The following is a 20,378-nucleotide window of genomic DNA, read 5'->3' on the forward strand; positions in this document are numbered from 1 at the left end:
CGGACGGGCGCCCGATCTCAGGCCGCCAGGCCCAGACTTCCCATGCCGAGGAATTTCTTGCGCCGTTGGGCGATGATATCGTCGCGGGATGTGCCATCCAATTCGCTCAGCATCTTTTCCACGGCTTTGCCCACGTTGGCGATGGTGCTGGCCGAATCCCGTTGGGCGCCGCCCAGTGGTTCGTCGATGATTGTGTCGGCCACCCCGAGTTTTTTCAGATCCTGTGCGGTAAGATGCAGGGCCTCGGCGGCTTCGCGCATCTTTTCGGCGTCTTTCCACAGGATCGACGCGCAGCCTTCGGGCGAAATGACCGAATAGATCGAATGTTCCAGCATCGCCAGTTTCGAGGCCGTGGCAAAGGCCACAGCGCCGCCTGACCCGCCTTCGCCGACGATGACCGAAATCAGCGGCACGCCGATCTCAAGGCATTTCTGGGTGCTGCGGGCGATCGCCTCGGATTGGCCGCGCTCTTCGGCGCCCTTGCCCGGATAGGCGCCGGGGGTATCCACGAGGGTGATTACCGGCATGTTGAACCGGTCGGCCAGATCCATCAGGCAGATCGCCTTGCGGTAGCCTTCGGGGCGGGCCATGCCGAAATTCCGTTCAATCCGGGTTTTGGTGTCGTGGCCCTTTTCATGGCCGATCACCACCACGGCCCGCCCGCTCAGCCGCCCGATGCCGCCGATGATCGCGTGATCGTCGGCGAAGTTGCGGTCGCCGGCAAGGGGGGTGAATTCGGTGAACAGATCGCGCACATAATCCTTGCAATGGGGCCGGGCAGGATGGCGTGCCACCTGGCATTTGTTCCAGGGCGACAGGGCGCGGTACATCTCGGTCAGCATGTCGGCGGCTTTTTTATCCAGCGCCGCCGCCTCTTTTTCCACATCCATTTCCGCGTTGGTCCGGGCCATGGCGCGCAGTTCCTCGGCCTTGCCCTCAATCGCCGAGAGCGGCTTTTCGAATTCGAGATAAGTGGTCATCAGAGGCTCCTGCTGGGTCGCGCGAATGGGGTGTATATGGCGGTGTGCGGCGGGCAATGCAACTCGGCAAGATTTGTGCAACCCTGTCGTGGCATTCCGGGGCATGGGCAGGGAAAGGGCGCAGATGGGGCATTCATACGAAACACGGCTGGTGCGGGTGCTGGATCACATTCACGACAACCCGGCAGGCGATCTTTCGCTGGATGCCCTGGCGGATGTGGCGGCGATGTCGCGGTTTCACTGGCACCGGGTGTTTCACGCCATGACCGGTGAAACCATCGCCCAGGCGGTGCGCCGGGTGCGGATGCACCGTGCGGCCTGCTGGCTGGTGCAGACCGATCTGGCAGTGGCCGAAATCGGGCGGCGTGTTGGATACCCGAACCTGCAAAGTTTCACCCGCACCTTTAGCGACGCCTATGGAACAGGGCCGGGTGCCTTTCGCCGTCGTGGCGATCTGCGCGCGCCCCTGCATACCCCAACCAAAGGAGACAGAGAGATGTTTGATGTGAAAACCGAGGACCGGCCGGCGTACCGCGTCGCGGGTGTGCCGCACACAGGGCCGTATATGGAGATCGGGCGGGCCTTTGAGCAGACCTTTACCCTGATCTGTGCGCGCGATGACACGGACAAGGTGCGCGGGATGGTGGGCGTGTATTACGACGACCCGGCCAGCAAACCCGAGGCCGAGTTGCAGAGTTTTGCCGGTGCGGTGGTGATCGACAGCTATCATCCCGATGCGCCACTGTCGGTGGTGGATCTGGCCGGGGGCGAACATGCCGTGCTGACGTTCAAAGGGCCATATGCGGGGTTGAAGGCGGCCTATGATTACCTTTACGGTGAATGGTTGCCGCAATCAGGGCGGCAGGCGGCGGACAGCCCGCCGTTTGAATATTACCTCAATTCCCCTCAGGATACCGCGCCTGACGATCTGTTGACCGAGATCTGTGTGCCACTGACCTGATCCGCCACTGACCTGATCCGACGGAGCGCCTGCGGCGCACATGATATTTGCGCCCTTCGGGCGGTTGGCGCCCGGGGCGGTTGGCGTGCCTTGCGGATACGTTGTGTGGGCTGTGGGCGGGCCTGAGTATTTTTATCAGTAAAAAGTGGATCAGGTGGCGATCATTTCTGATTGACGTACGATCCCCTTGGCCTGGCGGATCGAGGCGAGATCGACGAGGCGGCCCTTGTAGACGGCGGCGCCTTGTCCGTCGTGTTTGGCCTGTTCCATGGCGGCGAGGATATCGCGGGCCTCTTGCACCGCTTCGGGGGTGGGGGTGAAGATGGCGTTGGCCAGGGCCACCTGTTTGGGGTGGATCGCCCATTTGCCGACCATGCCCAGCGTGGCCGAGCGCAGGGCCTGGGCGCGGAAGCCTTCGTCATCTGAAAAGTCGCCGAACGGGCCATCGACGGGCAGCACGCCGTGGGTGCGGCAGGCCGCGACGATGGCGGTTTGTGCCCAGTGCCAGGGATCGGACCAGTATTTCTGCCCTGCGCGGTGCATGTAATAATTTTCCTGGGTGCCACCGATGCCCGTTGTCTGCATGCCCATGGAGGCGGCGAAATCGGCGGCGCCGAGGCTCATCGCCTGGAGGCGCGGCGAACTGGCGGCGATGTCTTCCACATGGGCGATTCCGGCGGCGGTTTCGATGATCACCTCAAGGGCGATGGGTTTTTTGCGGTGCTTTGCCGCCTCGACTGCTGTGACCAGGGCATCGACGGCATAGACATCGGCGGCGCAGCCCACCTTGGGGATCATGATCTGATCAATCCGGTCGTCTGCCTGTTCCAGCACATCCACCACATCGCGATACCAATAGGGGGTGTCGAGGCCGTTGATGCGGACACTGAGGTGTTTGGTGCCCCAGTCGATATCATTGATGGCCGTGATGATATTGGTGCGGGCTTTGGGTTTGTCGTCGGGGGTGACGGAATCTTCCAGATCCAGGTTGATCACGTCGGCATCGCTCTTGGCCATCTTTTCAAAGATTTCGGGGCGCGAGCCGGGGCCGAACAATTGGCACCGGTTCGGGCGGGCAGGGGCGGGGGTTGGACACGGAAGGACATGGCGGCCTCGTAATATTAGTTCATTTTTGCGTTGTGTTTTGTTATGATATTGCGAAGTGGAGTGCAAGGCTGCCAGTGGCGCATTGGCGGGCTCTGTATCGGGGGGCGCAACGGGCGCACATATATTGCGCCAATGCCCGATATGGTGAATGAATATCCTGCATGTGTATGTCTGGGCGCGTAAATAGGAAGCTCATTTCATCAACCCGCGCTATGCTGTCCCAAATCTATAAGGATGGTTGCCATGATACAGACACCCTATCTTCTTTTTCTCGGCGATGCGCCGGATGCTTTGGCCGCCAAGGTGGCGCAGGGGATCAAGGACTGGAACCCCGACGTGGCGCTGGGGCAATATCGGATGCCTGGCTGTGGCGCCGATATGGGCCTGCCCGACATGACCCTGGCCGAGGCCAAGGCGGCGGGCGCGAAAACTTTGGTGATCGGGGTGGCCAACCGGGGGGCGTGATTTCCGACGCCTGGAAGGTTATTCTCGTTGAGGCGATCCGTTTGGGGTTCGATCTGGCGGCGGGGTTGCACACCCTGTTGCGCAACGAGAATGAGCTGATTTCGGCGGCGCGTCTGCATGGGCCGACGTTGCATGATGTGCGCATTCCCACGGTGGCCTATCCCATTGCCAATGGTGAAAAGCGCAGCGGTAAACGTTGTCTGGCGATCGGCACCGATTGTTCGGTGGGCAAGATGTATACCGGTCTGGCCGTGGATGCCGATATGCGCGGGCGCGGGGTGAAATCGACCTTTCGGCCCACCGGGCAGACGGGCATTCTGATCACCGGGGGGCGTGCCGCTGGATGCGGTGATTGCCGATTTCATGGCCGGTGCGGTGGAATATCTGACCCCCGACAATGACGCCGATCATTGGGATCACATCGAAGGGCAGGGGAGCCTGTTTCACGTTTCCTATTCCGGGGTCACCATGGCGCTGATTCACGGGGGGCAACCGGATGCGATGATTCTGTGTCACGAACCCACCCGCACCCATATGCGCGGGTTGCCGGGGTATGCGCTGCCGACGCTGGAAATGTTGCGCGACACCGCGCTGCCGCTGGCGCGGATCGCCAATCCGGCGGCGCAGGTGACGGGGGTGTCGATCAACACCAAGGCGCTGGGCGAGGATGAGGCGCGGCGCCTGATCGAAGAGACGGAAACCCGCATGGGCCTGCCCTGTACCGATCCATACCGGTTTGGTACTGCCAATCTGGTTGATGCGCTTTTGGCGCTGTAACCTGTCGTCAAAACGGAGCCTGTCATGCAGCGTAGCGTTACATCAGATACCTTTCGCCTGGCCGAAGCCTTTACCATTTCGCGCGGGTCACGCACCGAGGCGCGGGTTTTAACCGTGCGGCTGGAGGATGGCGCGCACCGGGGCTGGGGCGAATGTGTGCCCTATGCCCGGTATGGTGAAACGCTGGAGAGCGTGACGGCGCAGATTGATGCCCTGCCCGGTGATATTACCCGTGACGCCCTGCAAGGGGTGATGGCACCGGGGGCGGGGCGCAATGCGGTGGATTGCGCCCTGTGGGATCTGGCGGCGAAACAGGCGGGCAAACGGGTGTGGGAACTGGCCGGGTTGCCGGCGCCGGGGCCGGAAATCACCGCCTTTACCCTGTCGCTGGATACCCCGGAAAACATGCGCGCGGCGGCAGCGCGTCATGCCCATCGCCCGTTGTTGAAAATCAAACTGGGCACGCCGGATGATATGATCCGCCTTGAGGCGGTGCGCGCCGGTGCGCCGGATGCCGCGATCATCGTGGATGCCAATGAGGGGTGGAGCGTTGAGGTTTATACCGAGCTGGCCCCCCATCTGGTGCGCATGGGCGTGAAGCTGGTTGAACAGCCGTTGCCCGCCGGACAGGATGACATGTTGGGCGAAATAGCGCGCCCCTTGCCGGTGTGCGCTGATGAATCCTGCCATGACCGGGCTTCGCTGGGCGATCTGGCGGGAAAATATGATGTGATCAACATCAAGCTGGACAAGACAGGCGGGCTGACCGAGGCGCTGGCCCTGCGCGATGCCGCCCGCGCCCAGGGGTTTGGCGTGATGGTGGGGTGCATGGTTGGCACATCTCTGGCCATGGCGCCGGCGGTGTTGCTGGCGCAGGGGATGGCGTTTACCGATCTGGATGGCCCGCTGTTGTTGGCCGAAGACCGCGATACGCCGCTGCATTTCGACGATGCGGGGGTGCATCCGCCGGTGGCCGCGCTCTGGGGCTGAACGGGCCTCACGGCAAGGTGACTCTGGTTTTCGGGGGGATCGCCCATGGTATGGGCAACCCACTGCGGAGCCTTGCCATGCGTCTGATCCTTGTTGTTTTCGCCTTTTTGATCGCCACACCCGCGCTGGCCTGTGGGCCGGACAGCGATTGTGTGGTGGGGGAGCGAACGTATCGGCTTTATGTTCCGCAGGGGGGACGGGGCCGATGGGGGCGCTGTTGTTCGCCCATGGATACCGGGGCACCGCGGCGGGGGCGATGCGCAACACCGCGCTGCGCAAGCTGGCCGATACTTTGGGCATGGCACTGGTTGCGCTGAAATCTGCCGATGACGACTGGAACCTTGCCCATCGCCCCGCCGCGCCGCGCCAAAGCAAGGCGGCAGAGTTCGGCTATGTGGATGCGGTGCTGACGGATGTGGCGAAACACATGACGCTGGACCGGGATAAGCTGGTGTTCAGCGGGTTTTCAGCCGGGGCGATGATGACCTGGACCATCGCCTGTGGCATGTCTGACCGGTTCGCGGGGTTCGTTCCCATGTCTGGCACGTTCTGGGCGCCGGTGCCGCAGGGCTGTACCACGCCGCCGACCAATATCGTCCACATTCATGGCACGCGTGACACCACCGTTCCCCTGGCCGGGCGGGCGATTGGCCAGACGAAACAGGGCGATGTGCGCAGTGCGTTAAAGATGTATGCCGCTTATGGCGGTTATGTGCCCGGTGCCGAAGGGATCGCGGCGCCCGGAGGGATGCTGTGCAACCGGTCGCGCAACAATGCTGGCAAGATCCTTGAATTCTGCACGTTTGATGGCGGTCACGGATTTTCCACCCGTCGTTTGCGTTATGGGGTGGAACAGGTGCTGGGCGGGTCTTGACAGGGGCGCGCAGGCGCCGCACTTGATCGGGGACCAATCGCAAGGAGTGTTCCGATGACCCGCACCGTTTATCTCAATGGCCAGTACCTTCCCGAGGATGAGGCGAAGGTTTCGGTGTTCGACCGGGGCTTTCTGTTTGCCGATGGGGTGTATGAGGTTACCTCTGTTCTGGGGGGCAAGCTGCTTGATTTTGACGGTCATGCTGTTCGGTTGGCCCGGTCGCTGAGCGAGCTGGAAATGACCAACCCGATTTCCAAGGACGACCTGTTGGAGGTTCACCGTGAATTGGTGCGCGCCAACGGAATCGACGACGGGCTGGTGTATCTGCAAATCACCCGGGGCGCGGCGGATCGTGATTTCGCCTATCCCGCCGAAGGCACACCGCCGACCATTGTGTTGTTCACCCAGGCCAAACCCGGCCTTGCCGACAACCCGCTGGCCCAGACCGGCCTGAAGGTGATCAGCATCGAAGATCAACGTTGGGGGCGGCGCGACATCAAGACGGTGCAGCTTCTTTATCCGTCCATGGGCAAGATGATGGCCAAGGCCGCGGGCGCCCATGATGCATGGCTGGTCGAAGGTGGCAAAGTGACCGAAGGCACCAGCAACAACGCCTATATCGTGAAGAATGGCAAAATCATCACCCGCCATCTGGGCAATGAGATCTTGCACGGCATCACCCGCGCCGCTGTTCTGCGTTTTGCCCGCGAGGCGCAGATGGAAGTGGAGGAACGTGCCTTTACGGTGGATGAGGTGAAAGAGGCGGACGAGGCGTTCATCACCTCGGCCTCCATGTTCGTGATGCCGGTGGTTGAAATCGACGGCACGGCGATTGGCGACGGCACGGTGGGGCGGGTCGCCCCGCGCCTGCGCGAAATCTATCTTGATGAAAGCCGCAAGACGGCGGTTTGACCGCCGCCGCCCTATTCCATCGCGCGCGACAGGGCTTGTTCAAGATCCCAGATCAGATCATCGGCGTCCTCGATGCCGATGGACAGGCGCAGCAGACAGGGATGCACCGGAAAATCCGGCCCTGACACCGTTTTGCGGTGTTCGATCAGGCTTTCGACACCGCCCAGCGATGTGGCGGGATAAAACACCTGACAGAACCGAGCCACGTCGATGGCATTCTGCTCGGTCCCTTTCAGGACGAGTGACATCATGCCACCGAATTTCCCGTCAGTCTGGCGTTTGGAAATCTCATGGCCCGGATCAGACGGCAGGCCGGGATAATAGACCGCCTCAACATGGGGGTGGCCGTGAAAATGCTGTGCCAGCGCCATGGCGTTCTGGCTGGCGCGTTCGACCCGCAGAAACAGGGTGCGCATCCCCCGGATCAACAGCCAGGCATCAAAGGAATGCAGAACGGTGCCGTGGCGGGTGCGCGTCGTGACGATTTCATCCCAGGTTTCACCGATTTCACGCACCGACAGAACTCCGGCGGTCACATCGGAATGGCCGTTGAGGTATTTCGTCGCCGAATGGAACGAATAATCCGCCCCGAAATCCAGCGCCCGGGTCATGCAGGGCGGGGTGCCGGTGCAATCGGCCAGCAACAGGGCGCCCGCATCATGGGCGATCTCGGCGGCTGCGGCGATATCCGTTACCTCCCAGTTGGGGTTGTTGGGGGTTTCGACCCAGACCAGCCGGGTTTCACCGGGGCGCATGGCCGCGCGCAGTTCATCCAGATTGCCGGCGGTGTAATCGCTGACGGTGATCCGGCCTTTTGCCTCGGACCCGCGAATATAGCCAAGAACCCCATGATACATCACCCGGGGCACCACCACATGGGCGCCGGGGGGCAGGGTTTCGATCACCGCACTACAGGCCGACATGCCCGAGGCAAACAACAGCGATTCCCGCGCGCCTTCCAACTCGGCAATGACCGCTTCGGCGTGGGCCGTGGTCTGGCTGCCGTCGCGGCGGTAATAATAGGGTTTGCGCGGCGCATAGTTTTCATCGCGCGCATAGGTCGCCGTCGGTTGAATCGACGGGACGACGGCGCCGGTTTCGGCTTCGATGTAATGCAGCGCCTGTGTCACCCGGGTGACAAGGGATGGCTTGCGGTTGGCTGTATCGGTCATGGGCGGCCTGCTTTGGGGTTTATCGGCGGATCAGCCGGGCCTGTTGTGGTTCCGCCGAATCCATGCTTGGCAAGGTAACGGGTTTTTGCGCGAAGGAAACGTGGCATGATCTGTTGCGTCGCTTTTTCCGGTCCTTGGGTGGCGTCGTCTTGCGTTGTTCGGTCAGGCGGATAGCATGGTGGCAATCAACCCCATGAGGTGCGCCATGTCCAACGCTGATCCCATCGTTATTGTCGGAGCCGCCCGCACCCCCATGGGCGGGTTTCTGGGCGCGCTGAAAGATGCGACCGCCGCCGATCTGGGCGCGGCTGCCATTCGCGCCGCCGTGGCGCGCAGCGGTGTTGCACCGGATGCGGTTGAAGAAACCGTGTTCGGATGCGTGTTGCCAGCCGGGCAGGGACAGGCGCCCGCGCGTCAGGCCGCGTTGGGCGCCGGGTTGCCGCTGGGCGCAGGGGCGACGACAGTGAACAAGATGTGCGGTTCGGGGATGAAGGCGGCGATGTTCGCCCATGATTTGTTGGTCGCGGGCAGCGCCGATGTGATGGTTGCAGGCGGAATGGAGGCGATGTCGCGCGCGCCCTATCTGATGGAGCGGGCGCGTGAAGGGTTTCGTATGGGCCATGGCCGTGTGATCGACCATATGTTTCTGGACGGGCTTGAAGATGCCTATGACAAGGGCCGCCTCATGGGTACCTTTGCCGAAGATTGCGCCGGGGTCTATCAGTTCACCCGCGAGATGCAGGATGATTTTGCCATCGCGTCGCTGACCCGGGCGCAACACGCCATAGAATCCGGCGCTTTTGATGATGAGGTGACGCCGGTGGCGATCGCCGGTCGCAAGGGAGACACCACCGTCACCATAGATGAACAGCCGGGCAAGGCACGGCTCGACAAGATCCCGCAGTTGCGCGCCGCCTTTCGCGACGGTGGCACCGTAACGGCCGCCAACGCCAGCAGCATTTCAGACGGGGCTGCCGCCCTGGTGATGATGCGCCGGTCCGAGGCGGAAAAGCGCGGGCTGACGCCACTGGCCGCGATCCACGCTCACACCACCCATGCAGACAAACCGGCGCTTTTTCCCACGGCCCCCATTGGCGCCCTGCGCAAGCTGGAGCAGAAAACCGGTTGGGCCTTGCGGGATGTGGACCTGATCGAGGTGAACGAAGCCTTTGCCGTGGTCGCGCTGGCCGCCATGCGCGATCTTGACCTGCCCCATGACAAGGTGAACATCCACGGCGGCGCCTGTGCGCTGGGCCACCCCATCGGCGCCTCGGGGGCGCGAGATCCTTGTCACCCTGCTGGCCGCCTTGCAGCGTCACGATCTGCAACGCGGCGTGGCGACCCTGTGCATTGGCGGCGGCGAAGCAACCGCAATGGCCATCGAGCGGCTGAGATGACGCCGGATCAGCCGCCGGCCTTTTCCGTCAGAAGGTGAACGGCGCGCAGTTCACCCGGCGCCCCAGGGTGAGCGCATCGGCGATATGCACCATGGGGGCCAGATCGACATCGCTTTGCCCCCGTGCCACAAGATCGGCCATACGGTCGTAAAGGGCGGGATATTCGCGATTTTCCCCGACCTCCTGCACCGTGCCGCCAATCGCCAGCCGCGCCCCTCCGTCGGAGAGCAGCATTGGCCCACCGTCGGTTTCTACCGCAATATCCCATGTCTGCGGCCCGGTCTGGCGCCAGTCGAAATCACCGCTGACATTGCCCGAAAACTGCACCTGCGCGGCAATCGGGGTTTGCCGGCCTTCGGGATATTCCAGCGTGGCCTGCGTCACATGCACCGGGCGGGGCAGGATGTGGGTCAGAATCGACAGGGCGTTGCTGCCCGGATCGAACACGCCCATGCCGCCGGGTTCAAACACCCATTCCTGTCCCGGATGCCATTTCTTCACGTCTTCCTTCCATGTGATATGGGCTTTGGTGATCGCCTTGTCGGCCAGCCATGCGCGGGCCTGTTCCACCCCGGCGGCCATGCGGCTGTGCCATGTGGCAAACAGGGTCACGCCCTGTTTTTGTGCCAGCGCGGTAAGGGCGTGAACCTCGGCCAATGTGGCGCCCGGGGGTTTTTCCAGCATCACGTGCAACCCTGCCAACAGCGCCTGTTCGGCATAGGCAAATCGTGGCGCCGGCGGCAGGCAGAGGGAAATCACGCGGATATCGTCATGTTCGGCCAACAGGGCATCAAGGTCGGTAAAGGCCGGAACACCATCAACCGTGCCAGCGCGGCTGAGCGTGGCGGCCAACTCCCAGTCGGGGCTTTGCGCGATGGAGGGAACATGTTGATCCATGGCGATCTTGCCGATTCCGGCCAGTGCGATTTTTTGTGTCATTGGTGGATGTTCCTGCTTCTGAATTTTCGCGGCATATCAACAGAAAATCCCGCGCGGCGCCAGTGCGCGCAGAGGAGGTCAAAACACGCCTTCTGCGCGGGATGAAACTGGGATAGAACACCTGTATGCACCGGATGGCAAAAGCCGGGCGGCATCGGTTGACGATTGCAAATGACAGACAAGGGGAGAACCGGAATGAAACTGAAAACACTCGCGCTGGCCATGGGGCTGGCGGCAACCTCGCTTGCGGCATGGGCCGATCCGGTGAAGGTGGGAATGATCACCACGCTGTCGGGGGGCGGCGCCGGTTTGGGTATTGACGTGCGCGACGGGTTTCTTTTGGCGGTCAAACAATCGGGCAATACCGACCTGGATCTGGTAATCGAGGACGATCAGCAAAAACCGGATGTCGCGGTGCAACTGTCCGACAAGATGATCCAGAGCGACAAGGTGGATGTTCTGACCGGGATCATCTGGTCCAACCTTGCCATGGCCGTGGTGCCGGGCGCTGTGGCACAGGGCAAGTTTTATCTTTCGCCCAATGCGGGGCCTTCGGCGCTGGCGGGCAAGGGGTGTAACGCCAATTATTTCAACGTGGCATGGCAGAATGACAACCTGCACGAGGCGGCAGGTGCCTATGCCAATTCGGCCGGGTTCAAGAATACCTTTATCCTCGCACCCAATTATCCCGCCGGTCAGGATGCGCTGACCGGGTTCAAACGGATGTATGAGGGCGAATTGGCAGGTGAGTTGTATACCAAGCTGGGCCAGACCGATTATGCTGCCGAAATCGCCCAGATCCGGGCCAGCGGCGCGGATTCGGTGTTTTTCTTCCTGCCCGGTGGCATGGGGATTTCGTTTTTGAAACAATATGCTGCCAGCGGTGTCGATTTGCCGGTGGTCGGCCCGGCGTTCAGTTTTGACCAGGGGATCTTGCAAGCCGTTGGCGACGCGGCGCTGGGGGTGAAAAACACCAGCCAGTGGAGCAAGGATCTGGACAACGAAGCGAACCAGAGCTTTGTGAAAACCTTTGAGGCAGAATATGGGCGGCTGCCATCGCTCTATGCTTCGCAGGGGTTTGACACGGCCAATCTGCTGCTCTCGGCGATGGCCAAGGCTGATGTGAAAGATGCCGATGCGTTCCGCGCGGCGTTGAAAGAGGCGGATTTCGCCAGCACCCGGGGCAAATTCCGGTTCAACACCAACAACCACCCGATTCAGGATATCTATGTGCGTGAAGTGATCAAGGAGGGTGACGTTTATACCAATAAAATCATCGGTACCGCCCTGACCGATCATGGCGATGTTTACGCCGCCGAATGCAAGATGTGATCGCAGCGGCCCGGCGTTCGCGTCGGGCCATCTGAACAGGACTTGCAAAGATGTCGTTGCTGTTGCTGGCCGAACAGGCCCTGAACGGGCTGCAATTCGGGGTGATGCTGTTCTTGATGGCGGCGGGCCTCACGTTGGTGTTCGGGGTGATGGGGCTGATCAATCTGGCCCATGGTTCGCTTTATATGCTTGGCGCCTTTGTGGCGGCGGCGGTGGCCGGGGTGACCGGATCATTCCTGCTGGCCCTTGTCGCGGCTTTGGCGGCAGCGGCGGCGGCGGGCGCGCTGGTCGAAATACTGGTGATCCGGCGGCTTTATGCGCGTGACCACCTGGATCAGGTGTTGGCGACCTTCGCGTTGATCCTCATCTTTTCCGAAGGCACCCGTTGGGCGTTTGGATCGTTTCCCCTTTACCTTGATATCCCGCCCTGGCTGTCGGGGCCTGTCATGTTGCCCGGTGGCATTCAGTATCCGGCCTATCGTCTGGCGCTGATCGCGGTCGGGTTGGTGGTGGCGGTGGGGTTGTACCTGCTGATCACCCACACGCGGCTTGGGGTTCGTATTCGGGCCGGCGCTGCGGACCGTGAGATGATTGCAGCGCTCGGGGTGGATATTTCACGGCTTTACACGGTGGTTTTTGCCTTGGGGGCCGCTTTGGCGGGGTTGGCGGGCGCGCTTGTGGGCGCGATCCAATCGGTACAGGTGGGCATGGGGGAACCGGTGCTTATTCTGGCGTTTGTGGTTATCGTGATCGGTGGAATCGGATCGATCAAAGGGGCGTTGGTCGGGGCGGTTCTGGTTGGCCTCACCGATACTTTGGGGCGGTTGTTATTGCCGCTTGCGTTTTCGACCGTGATGGAGCCGAGCGCGGCAGCCTCGACAGGGTCGGCGTTGGCATCGATGCTGATCTATATTCTGATGGCAGTGATCCTGATCTGGCGCCCCTCCGGGCTGTTTGGTGTGCGGCTATGATTGAACGCTGGTTGAATGCTGCGCTCGTCGTCGGGCTGATCGCCTTTCCGCTGTGGGCGCTTTGGGCGGATGAACCGTTTCTGATCACCCTGGCCACCCGCGCGATTATTCTGGCGCTGGCGGGCGTGGGCCTGAACATCGCGTTGGGGCTGGGCGGGTTGGTCAGCCTGGGCCACGCGGCCTTTTTCGGGATCGGCGGCTATGCCATGGGCATTCTGGCCAGCCATGCGCAGGCCTATACCCCCATTGCCGAATGGCCGATGCTGATCGAAGGTACGAAATCGATGCCGGTCATATGGTTCTGTGCGGTCATCTCAGCGGCCCTTGCGGCACTGGTCATTGGGGTGCTCAGCCTGCGAACGTCTGGTGTCTATTTCATTATGATTACCCTCGCCTTTGGTCAGATGTTTTATTATTTCGCCATCTCGTGGCCCGCTTACGGCGGAGAAGACGGCCTCTCGATCTATGTGCGCAACGGATTTCCCGGACTGAACACGCTGGCACCGGAACAGTTTTACGGCCTAAGTCTTACGGTTCTGTTAATCGCCCTTGCTCTGCACTGGCAAATTGCCCGATCGCCCTTTGGGTTGGCCCTGAATGCCGCGCGGCAATCGGCGGTGCGCAGCGCCACAGTGGGGATTGTGCCGTTCCGTCTGCGTCTGATCGCCTTTGCCATTTCTGGTGGGATCACCGGGCTTGCGGGCGCGCTTTTCGCTGATCTTAACCGTTTCGTAAGCCCGGTGATGTTCAACTGGCAGACAAGCGGGGAAATTATGGTGTTTGTGATTCTCGGCGGGGTCGCGCGCCTGTTTGGCCCGGTGGTGGGCGCGGTGCTGTTCATCGCCCTTGAACATATATTGGGAGGGGTATCGGAATATTGGCATATCTACCTCGGCGCGCTGTTGTTGGGGGTTGTTTTGTTCGCACGCGGCGGGATCATCGGGTTGATCGCGGGGCGGGGTGGGCATGAGTGATCGGCTGCTGCAGGTGGCGGGAATTTGCAAGCGCTTTGGCGCGCTTGAGGCAAGCCGGGATGTCTCACTTGATTTGCGTGCGGGTGAAATCCACGCGCTGATCGGGCCAAACGGGGCGGGAAAATCCACCCTGATTCAGCAGATTGCCGGTTGGCTGACGCCGGATGCCGGACGGGTCCTGTTGGGGGGCGTTGATGTCACCGCACAGACGGCTGCACAACGGGCGCGTGCCGGGTTGGGACGTACGTTTCAGGTGTCTGCGCTGGCGATGCAGGATTCTGTATTGCAGAACGCGGTGTTGGGCGCGCTGGGGGCTGGTGGGCGGCTGCCGCTGTGGGGCAACGCCCTGAAACGGGGCGCGATCCGCGACCGGGCCGAAGCGGCGCTGAGCCGGGTCGGGCTGATGGATCAGGCCGATACCCGGGTCGCCGATCTGTCACATGGACAACGCCGTCAGCTTGAGGTGGCCGTGGCGCTGACCCTGCGTCCGTCGGCCTTTGTGATGGATGAACCGATGGCGGGGCTGGGCGGACAGGGATCACGCGATCTGACGGTGCTTCTGGATGGGCTGCGAAGCGAGGCGCCGATCCTGCTGGTGGAACATGACATGGATGCGGTGTTTGCATTGGCCGACCGGATTTCGGTGCTTGTCTATGGTCAGATCATCGCCACCGGTACGGTGGATGAGGTGCGCAACGATCCAGACGTGCGCCGCGCCTACCTGGGAGAAGAGGCATGAGCTTGCTGGATGTCGAACATCTGAGCGCAAGCTATGGCGCGGCGCAGGCGTTGTTCGATGTCACGCTTGCGGTGGGGCAGGGCGAGGTGCTGGCACTGCTGGGGCGCAACGGCATGGGCAAAACCACCACGATCAGGGCGATATGCCGGATGCTTCCGTCCCGTGGTGAAATCATGTTTGCCGGTCAGGATCTGTTGCGCCTTCCATCGCATCGGGCGGCGCGGCTTGGCATCGGGTTGGTGCCAGAGGGGCGGCGGTGTTTTGCACCGCTGAGTGTGGCGGAAAACCTGGCGGCGGCGGCTCGCCCGGGCCATTGGGACAATACACGCATCGCGGCGTTGTTTCCGAGACTGGCGGAACGGAAGGGACAGCGCGCTGAATCCCTGTCGGGGGGCGAACAACAGATGCTGGCCATTGGCCGGGCCCTGATGACCAACCCCAGGCTGCTGATCCTGGACGAAGCGACCGAGGGACTTGCCCCTCTGATCCGCGCCGAGATCTGGGCCGCAATCCGGCAGGTAAAGCTTGAAACGGGATTGGCGATTTTGGTGGTTGATAAATCCCTGCGGGAACTGACACAGGTGGCGGATCGCGCCACCATCCTTGAACGGGGCGCCACTGTCTGGACCGGCGCCATGGGTGATCTGACCGGCGAGATCAGCGCGCAGTTCCTCGGCGTCTGAGGGGCGCCGCCCTAATCGTTGGGGCGCTCGCCGATCTGTTCGCGCAGGTGGGTATCGACATCTTCGCGGCTTTTACCTTGCCGGAACTCATCATAATAGGCGATAAGCGTCGGCTTTGGTCTGGCACCTTCGCTGTCGTTCCAACGAGAGGTATAGCTGGCGAAAATGCCGCGCCGGGTGTTTGGCCGATCTTGCATCGCGCTGTCAAAGGTTGCCACAATCTGACCGCGATAATCGCATTTTTGCACACCGTTCACCCAGACCCGCAGATAACCGTCAGTGCCAGCGGAAAAGTTGGTGTTCACCACGATATCCATCCACTGATTTGTGGCGTCTTCCATGCTGAACAATTTGCAGATCTGACCGTCGTTCTGTTTGTCGCCCCATCCGCGCTGATTGGCCATGTCGGCCAGTTGCATCACCACATCTTCGCGCGCGTCATTGGTGGGGCGACAGATGGTCGGGTCGCAATTGCTCCAGTTGCCTTCGCCCAGCCCCGTCTGAATCAAACGAAACGCCGGGCGTGTTCCGCCGCTCAGCTTCCATTGGCCCAGCACGATGCGCAGGGCGTTGCTGGGGGTGAAGGTCGGGATGGTCTGGTTGCGAAAGCTCCAGCCATACCAGATATCCTGCCCGATTCTGGCCTTGGATGCGGTGTCTTGAATTTCGCTGCGGTAACGGGGGTTTCCACAGTCTGACCCGCCGCAATCACCATCGCGAAGCTCATATCGTTCGCTGTACGTCCCCCGTCGCACCGGCTCGGGTAATTCGGCGAAACGGAACGCGTGGGCCTGGGGGCTGAACAACAGATCATAACCACGGGGCAGTTTGCCCATCGGCAGCGAAATCACCCCACAGGCCGCGGCGGCCAATGCCAGCGCGAACGTAAAAGCCAAAGGATTGTGCCGCTTTTTCATTGTATTAACCTTCACTGCCCGCGGGGTTCTTTTCGGACTATTCCATCAACCTTTTACGTCAGGGATGGTGTCGCAACAAGGGTTGCACGGTCGGCGGGAAAACGCTGTCAATATACACGCATAGGTTGAATTCTGTCTTGATGTAGAATTACCACATCGGTCTGGCAAAAAGCCGCCTATGGATACGAGAATCTTTACTCAACATAAGCAAGAGCTTAGCGCTTACTCTTAAAGCAGTACAAAAAATACGATCAATTAATAAAACGTAAATGAGGCGAACATGGCTAGAATCAGTGTCTTTGGCATTGGGTATGTTGGCGTGGTTTCTGCGGCCTGTCTTGCGAAAGACGGGCATCAGGTGATCGCGGTCGATGTTGACCCCGGCAAGATTGCAGCGATCAATGGCGGAAAGTCCCCTATCGTTGAAAACGGCTTGGATTCACTGATTGCGCAGGTCGTGGCCGAGGGAAAACTGACGGCCACGGATGATGTGCAATATGCCATCGACAATTCCGATGCGTCGTTTATTGCCGTGGGCACACCTTCGGCGCCGGATGGATCGGTCGGGCTGAAATACGTAACTGCGGTTTGTGAAAACATCGGGCGCGCGTTGGCCAGCAAGGATGCCAACCATTCTGTTGTCATCCGTTCGACCATCGTACCTGGATCGTGCGAAGGCACCTGTATTCCGACGCTGGAAAAGGCCAGCGGAAAGACAGCGGGCGAGGGATTTGGCGTTGGTTACTACCCCGAATTCCTGCGCGAAAGCACCGCGATCGAGGATTATTACGATCCCGGGCTAATCGTGTTTGGCGCGCTGGACGATTACACCACGAAAATCCTGACCGAATTGAACGAAGGTCTGGGCTGCAAGATCCATGTTGTTGATCTGCGCACTGCCGAAATGGTGAAATACACCTCCAACACATGGCGCGCGGTCAAGGTGACCTTTGCCAATGAAATCGGTAATATCGCCAAGGCCAGCGGTCTGGACGGACAAACGGTGATGGAGATCCTGTGCAGCGACAAAAAGGTTAACATCTCGTCGTATTTCATGCGCCCCGGCTTTGCCTTTGGCGGGTCGTGCCTGCCCAAGGATGTGCGCGCCCTGCGCCATCTGGCCAGCGAACTGGACACCCCCGCCCATATGCTGAACGCCGTTCTTGATGCCAATGAATCGCAGATCAAGCGGGCCGAACAGATGGTTCTGGCCTCGGGTGCGAAAAAGGTTGGCTTTGTCGGCATCAGCTTCAAGCCGGGCACCGACGACATGCGCGAAAGCCCCCTTGCCGAACTGGCGGCGCGGCTGATTGCCAAGGGCGTGCAGGTGGAAATCTTTGATCCGTTCGTGTTCGAAGCTTACGCCAATGCCAATTCCACCGCTGGCCGGGGCAACGATGTGATCCCGGATCTGGCCGACCGCATGGTCGAAAGCCTGGACGCGCTGATCGACGAAAGCGGCGCGGTTCTGGTTGGCAACTTTTATGGCGAAACGGTGCAGAAACTGGAAGAGGCGGCAAAAACGCGCCCTGTTTTTGACCTGACACGGCTGAACCGAAAGATGGTTTCGGGCGGACACTACGAAGGCATATGTTGGTAAGATAGGCCCTGTCGTGTTCAATATATTGACACATTTTGCCTATTTTGCGGTCGTTATTCTTTTGGCATCAACCGTGCCTCAGGGGTATCTTGGCTCGCTCGAAGACGCCAAGAGTTCGATCTTCATTATCGGCTTTCTGGGCGCCTGGCGGTACAGTTGGGCGTCCCTGAACTTTTGCCGCGCGTTTTGGTTTCGCCGGGTGGCGTATCCGCGTCGCAAGGTGCGGGCGATCCGGGCGTTTCACACTGACGGGCGGCGCAGCCATGCGTTTTTTCTGGTCACGTCCTATATGGTGGACGCGGACACCACCGTTCCCGTTTATCGCAGTGTGTTCGAGGCGGCGGCGCGGGCGCGGGATGGCGCGACGATCGTATCCTCGGTTGTGGATGGCGCCGATGAACGTCTGATCCGCGCGGTGTTTGAAACGATGATGCTGGACATGAGCAGCGTCAAACTCGTGATTGACCGGATTCCCGCCAACGGCAAACGCGACGCCCTGGCGCGCACCCTGCGCCTGATCGGCAGCTATGCGCCCAGTGTCCGTGACATTCTGGTGTTTGTTGATGGCGATACCATGGTGCCGCGCGACATCGCAGCGGAAGCGGCGCCCTGGTTTGTTGATCCAAAAGTTGGGGCGTTAACCACCGACGAAGGCGTGGTGATCGAGAAAAAGAACCTGTTTCGCGATTGGTTCATCATGCGCTTCAATCAGCGTCAGGTGATGATGTGCGCTATGGGCCTGTCCAAACGGGTGCTGACGTTGACCGGCCGCATGTCGGTGTTTCGGGCATCTTTGGCCACTGACCCCGAATTTATTGATCAGGTGCGCGACGATTTTCTGGATCATTGGCGGTTGGGGCGGGTCAAATTCCTGACCGGGGATGACAAATCCACATGGTTCTGGCTGCTCAAGAGCGGCTATCAGATGTTGTATCTGCCGGACGTGCGGTCATGGTCCATGGAAACACAGCCGCGCCCGACGTTTCTGGAATCGTCTCAGGTGCTGATGACGCGCTGGTTCGGAAATATGATCCGTACCAATGGCCGCGCCTTGCGGGAAAGCCCGAAAAAGGTGGGGTTTTTCACCTGGTGGTCAATTCTCGACCAACGGATTTCCATGTGGACCACCCTTGTCGGCCCCATCACCATTCTGTTGGCAGCGATCTTGCACGATGTTTCGGTTATTCCACTTTATTTCGCCTGGGTCATGACCACGCGCTATGTGTTCTGCATCATCATTTCGGTGTTTCGCGGCACGTGGTTCCCGATTACCCATCCACCAATCCTGTATTTTTCCCAAGTTGTCGGGGCGGCGGTAAAGACTTTTGTATTCTTCCGTCTGGATAAACAAAAATGGACCAGACAAGGCGCCGGCGGCAGTGCAACCATGACCTGGAGTCAAAAGATCCGCGCCCGGGAATCCTCTGTGCACCATGTTCTCGCGCTTGTGTGGCTGACAATTGCCATCATGTTTTTGACCAAAGTCTGATGACGGATTTCGCAATCTCCGGAGATTTGCAATGAACGATCACATCAATGTTTCAACGGATGCGGCAACACAGATTTCGACAGAATTCCTGTTTGACAAGGAACATCCAATTCTGTCCGTGCCATTCAATGCGCGTATAGGTGCGGATACATTCAGCGGCACAGGTGTTTCGCTGACAACCGCCTATGTGAGATCCTCGGCAGGCATTGGGCACCTTGTTATCGGCAGTCAGCATATCGCAAGGCTCGAATTCAACTTTGAAGGGTTTACCATCGACCTGTTTCCCGAAGTAAGGGTCGTCAATGTTACGGATGAAGACGCGGTTCTGCAATTCCTTGATCCTACCGGCCCGCATCTTCCGCAATTGCGCTATATCCTGAACAGTTTTATTGCGGGCGACTTTATTTCATTGGGATCAATGATGAGCTTTACCGGCCCGGCAAAGCCGAAAGCGGATAAAAGCAGCATTGGAGCCGACAAAGTGGGCGCGCGCAGCATTCGGCGGATCGGCGCAATCGCGCTTTCGGTGGTGTTGATTGCGGTTGCCTGTGGGTCGATATGGCAACGATATACCACGTCTTATGAACCACGGCCGGTTTTCATTGCCCGCAGCGGCAATGAAATGCGTGCGACAAGTCCCGGCCAGATTACATTTATCAACCCAGACGCGAAAGCCGGCGATGTGGTTTACGCAATCAGTGCCAACAGTGGCGACACATTGAATTTCATGTTGCCCTGTGATTGCGAAATCGCATTCACCGATGGCATCTATAAAGGCGCAACTGTCCTTCCTTCGGACCCAATTCTGACAATTTTCGACAATAACGTCGATGTCAGAGTGCAAACACAGATGAGCATCGAAGGGCTGACAAAAACCATGAACGGAGAACAGGTTTATCTTGATCTCAGCGATGGACGGGCGATTCCGGTCAAGGTTGTTCAGACCTCGGCCACGAATGCCGCTGCCCAACGCGGTGATCTTTATATGCCTGTTGTTCTTCTGGCCGAGAAAGGGGCGTTGGGGGTCGATGATATTGGCAAACCTGCACGTGTTCGCCTGACCAAGTCCCTATTCGATAGCGTGATCTGAAACGGGATC

The 20,378-nt window shown here is 60.2% G+C and carries 16 protein-coding genes and 3 pseudogenes; 14 read left to right on the forward strand and 5 right to left on the reverse strand.

Translation table 11 applies throughout. The annotated features are described in order from the left end of the window. Positions 1-17 precede the first annotated feature (17 nt). Positions 18-980 (reverse strand): acetyl-CoA carboxylase carboxyltransferase subunit alpha, encoded by a 963-nt coding sequence (locus tag AC0L7P_RS06130; protein ID WP_473434915.1) that lies wholly within the window; start codon positions 978-980, stop codon positions 18-20. A gap of 124 nt (positions 981-1,104) precedes the next feature. Here AC0L7P_RS06130 and AC0L7P_RS06135 point away from each other — a divergent pair, with 124 nt between their 5' ends. Continuing rightward, a complete protein-coding gene (locus tag AC0L7P_RS06135; protein ID WP_473434916.1) occupies positions 1,105-1,941 on the forward strand; it encodes an AraC family transcriptional regulator in 837 nt (278 codons plus the stop codon). Positions 1,942-2,091: 150 nt separating this feature from the next. Here the strand turns inward: AC0L7P_RS06135 and AC0L7P_RS06140 are convergent. Further along, positions 2,092-3,047 (reverse strand): annotated as a pseudogene (locus AC0L7P_RS06140) (L-malyl-CoA/beta-methylmalyl-CoA lyase). 244 nt (positions 3,048-3,291) lie between these two features. Between AC0L7P_RS06140 and dgcN the strand changes: the two are divergent. The 4 genes and pseudogenes from dgcN to AC0L7P_RS06160 all read left to right on the forward strand — a co-directional run bounded on the left by dgcN (position 3,292) and on the right by AC0L7P_RS06160 (position 7,066). Next, positions 3,292-4,290: pseudogene (gene dgcN, locus AC0L7P_RS06145) on the forward strand (N-acetyltransferase DgcN). Positions 4,291-4,314: 24 nt separating this feature from the next. Then, positions 4,315-5,280 carry an N-acetyl-D-Glu racemase DgcA gene (gene dgcA / locus AC0L7P_RS06150; protein WP_473434917.1) on the forward strand — a complete coding sequence of 322 codons (966 nt, stop codon included), beginning with the start codon at positions 4,315-4,317 and terminating at the stop codon, positions 5,278-5,280. Between the two features lie 205 nt (positions 5,281-5,485). Then, entirely contained in the window at positions 5,486-6,154 is a 669-nt protein-coding gene (locus tag AC0L7P_RS06155; protein WP_473434918.1) for a CE1 family esterase, read from the forward strand. Between the two features lie 54 nt (positions 6,155-6,208). Next, a complete protein-coding gene (locus tag AC0L7P_RS06160; protein WP_473434919.1) occupies positions 6,209-7,066 on the forward strand; it encodes a D-amino-acid transaminase in 858 nt (285 codons plus the stop codon). An 11-nt stretch (positions 7,067-7,077) separates the two neighbouring features. Here AC0L7P_RS06160 and AC0L7P_RS06165 read toward each other — a convergent pair whose 3' ends face one another. Beyond that, entirely contained in the window at positions 7,078-8,238 is a 1,161-nt protein-coding gene (locus AC0L7P_RS06165) for a trans-sulfuration enzyme family protein (protein WP_473434920.1), read from the reverse strand. A gap of 205 nt (positions 8,239-8,443) precedes the next feature. On the opposite strand from AC0L7P_RS06165, the pseudogene AC0L7P_RS06170 reads away from it, so the two are divergent. Continuing rightward, positions 8,444-9,635: pseudogene (locus tag AC0L7P_RS06170) on the forward strand (acetyl-CoA C-acyltransferase). 27 nt (positions 9,636-9,662) lie between these two features. On the opposite strand, the gene AC0L7P_RS06175 reads toward AC0L7P_RS06170, so the two are convergent. Continuing rightward, complete coding sequence (locus tag AC0L7P_RS06175) at positions 9,663-10,574, reverse strand: Gfo/Idh/MocA family protein (protein WP_473434921.1); 912 nt, start codon at positions 10,572-10,574, stop codon at positions 9,663-9,665. 195 nt (positions 10,575-10,769) lie between these two features. Between AC0L7P_RS06175 and AC0L7P_RS06180 the strand changes: the two genes are divergently transcribed. Genes AC0L7P_RS06180 through AC0L7P_RS06200 form a run of 5 tightly spaced genes read left to right on the forward strand, consistent with a single transcriptional unit; the run spans position 10,770 to position 15,273 of the window. Next, positions 10,770-11,906 carry an ABC transporter substrate-binding protein gene (locus AC0L7P_RS06180; protein ID WP_473434922.1) on the forward strand — a complete coding sequence of 379 codons (1,137 nt, stop codon included), beginning with the start codon at positions 10,770-10,772 and terminating at the stop codon, positions 11,904-11,906. 50 nt (positions 11,907-11,956) lie between these two features. After that, on the forward strand, positions 11,957-12,877 hold the full coding sequence (locus tag AC0L7P_RS06185; protein WP_473434923.1) for a branched-chain amino acid ABC transporter permease: 921 nt from the start codon (positions 11,957-11,959) through the stop codon (positions 12,875-12,877). Next, the gene (locus tag AC0L7P_RS06190) at positions 12,874-13,851 is read left to right on the forward strand and encodes a branched-chain amino acid ABC transporter permease (protein ID WP_473434924.1); all 978 of its coding nucleotides are present in this window, start codon (positions 12,874-12,876) and stop codon (positions 13,849-13,851) included. Before AC0L7P_RS06185 ends, AC0L7P_RS06190 begins: the two co-directional genes overlap by 4 nt. Further along, the gene (locus AC0L7P_RS06195; RefSeq protein WP_473434925.1) at positions 13,844-14,590 is read left to right on the forward strand and encodes an ABC transporter ATP-binding protein; all 747 of its coding nucleotides are present in this window, start codon (positions 13,844-13,846) and stop codon (positions 14,588-14,590) included. Before AC0L7P_RS06190 ends, AC0L7P_RS06195 begins: the two co-directional genes overlap by 8 nt. After that, positions 14,587-15,273, forward strand: a complete 687-nt coding sequence (locus AC0L7P_RS06200) for an ABC transporter ATP-binding protein (RefSeq protein ID WP_473434926.1) — start codon at positions 14,587-14,589, stop codon at positions 15,271-15,273. The genes AC0L7P_RS06195 and AC0L7P_RS06200 overlap by 4 nt, the downstream gene beginning before the upstream one ends. 11 nt (positions 15,274-15,284) lie before the next feature. Here AC0L7P_RS06200 and AC0L7P_RS06205 read toward each other — a convergent pair whose 3' ends face one another. Further along, positions 15,285-16,190 carry a heparin lyase I family protein gene (locus AC0L7P_RS06205; RefSeq protein WP_473434927.1) on the reverse strand — a complete coding sequence of 302 codons (906 nt, stop codon included), beginning with the start codon at positions 16,188-16,190 and terminating at the stop codon, positions 15,285-15,287. A 280-nt stretch (positions 16,191-16,470) separates the two neighbouring features. Here AC0L7P_RS06205 and AC0L7P_RS06210 point away from each other — a divergent pair, with 280 nt between their 5' ends. The 3 genes from AC0L7P_RS06210 to AC0L7P_RS06220 are packed head-to-tail and all read left to right on the forward strand — an operon-like array spanning position 16,471 to position 20,369. Further along, positions 16,471-17,790 (forward strand): UDP-glucose dehydrogenase family protein, encoded by a 1,320-nt coding sequence (locus tag AC0L7P_RS06210; RefSeq protein ID WP_473434928.1) that lies wholly within the window; start codon positions 16,471-16,473, stop codon positions 17,788-17,790. 13 nt (positions 17,791-17,803) lie between these two features. Continuing rightward, complete coding sequence (locus AC0L7P_RS06215) at positions 17,804-19,279, forward strand: glycosyltransferase (RefSeq protein ID WP_473434929.1); 1,476 nt, start codon at positions 17,804-17,806, stop codon at positions 19,277-19,279. A 31-nt stretch (positions 19,280-19,310) separates the two neighbouring features. Then, positions 19,311-20,369 (forward strand): hypothetical protein, encoded by a 1,059-nt coding sequence (locus tag AC0L7P_RS06220; protein WP_473434930.1) that lies wholly within the window; start codon positions 19,311-19,313, stop codon positions 20,367-20,369. Positions 20,370-20,378: the final 9 nt, after the last annotated feature.

This window comes from Oceaniglobus sp. K40-3 (assembly GCF_055808395.1).

Coding starts and splice junctions, on each gene's coding strand:
- AC0L7P_RS06175 (WP_473434921.1), bottom strand. CDS start 10,574: ATGACACAAAAAATCGCACTGGCCGGAATCGGCAAGATCGCCATGGAT.
- AC0L7P_RS06130 (WP_473434915.1), bottom strand. CDS start 980: ATGACCACTTATCTCGAATTCGAAAAGCCGCTCTCGGCGATTGAGGGC.
- AC0L7P_RS06205 (WP_473434927.1), bottom strand. CDS start 16,190: ATGAAAAAGCGGCACAATCCTTTGGCTTTTACGTTCGCGCTGGCATTG.
- AC0L7P_RS06185 (WP_473434923.1), top strand. CDS start 11,957: ATGTCGTTGCTGTTGCTGGCCGAACAGGCCCTGAACGGGCTGCAATTC.
- AC0L7P_RS06135 (WP_473434916.1), top strand. CDS start 1,105: ATGGGGCATTCATACGAAACACGGCTGGTGCGGGTGCTGGATCACATT.
- AC0L7P_RS06180 (WP_473434922.1), top strand. CDS start 10,770: ATGAAACTGAAAACACTCGCGCTGGCCATGGGGCTGGCGGCAACCTCG.
- AC0L7P_RS06155 (WP_473434918.1), top strand. CDS start 5,486: ATGGGGGCGCTGTTGTTCGCCCATGGATACCGGGGCACCGCGGCGGGG.
- AC0L7P_RS06220 (WP_473434930.1), top strand. CDS start 19,311: ATGAACGATCACATCAATGTTTCAACGGATGCGGCAACACAGATTTCG.
- AC0L7P_RS06200 (WP_473434926.1), top strand. CDS start 14,587: ATGAGCTTGCTGGATGTCGAACATCTGAGCGCAAGCTATGGCGCGGCG.
- AC0L7P_RS06160 (WP_473434919.1), top strand. CDS start 6,209: ATGACCCGCACCGTTTATCTCAATGGCCAGTACCTTCCCGAGGATGAG.
- AC0L7P_RS06190 (WP_473434924.1), top strand. CDS start 12,874: ATGATTGAACGCTGGTTGAATGCTGCGCTCGTCGTCGGGCTGATCGCC.
- dgcA (WP_473434917.1), top strand. CDS start 4,315: ATGCAGCGTAGCGTTACATCAGATACCTTTCGCCTGGCCGAAGCCTTT.
- AC0L7P_RS06210 (WP_473434928.1), top strand. CDS start 16,471: ATGGCTAGAATCAGTGTCTTTGGCATTGGGTATGTTGGCGTGGTTTCT.
- AC0L7P_RS06195 (WP_473434925.1), top strand. CDS start 13,844: ATGAGTGATCGGCTGCTGCAGGTGGCGGGAATTTGCAAGCGCTTTGGC.
- AC0L7P_RS06165 (WP_473434920.1), bottom strand. CDS start 8,238: ATGACCGATACAGCCAACCGCAAGCCATCCCTTGTCACCCGGGTGACA.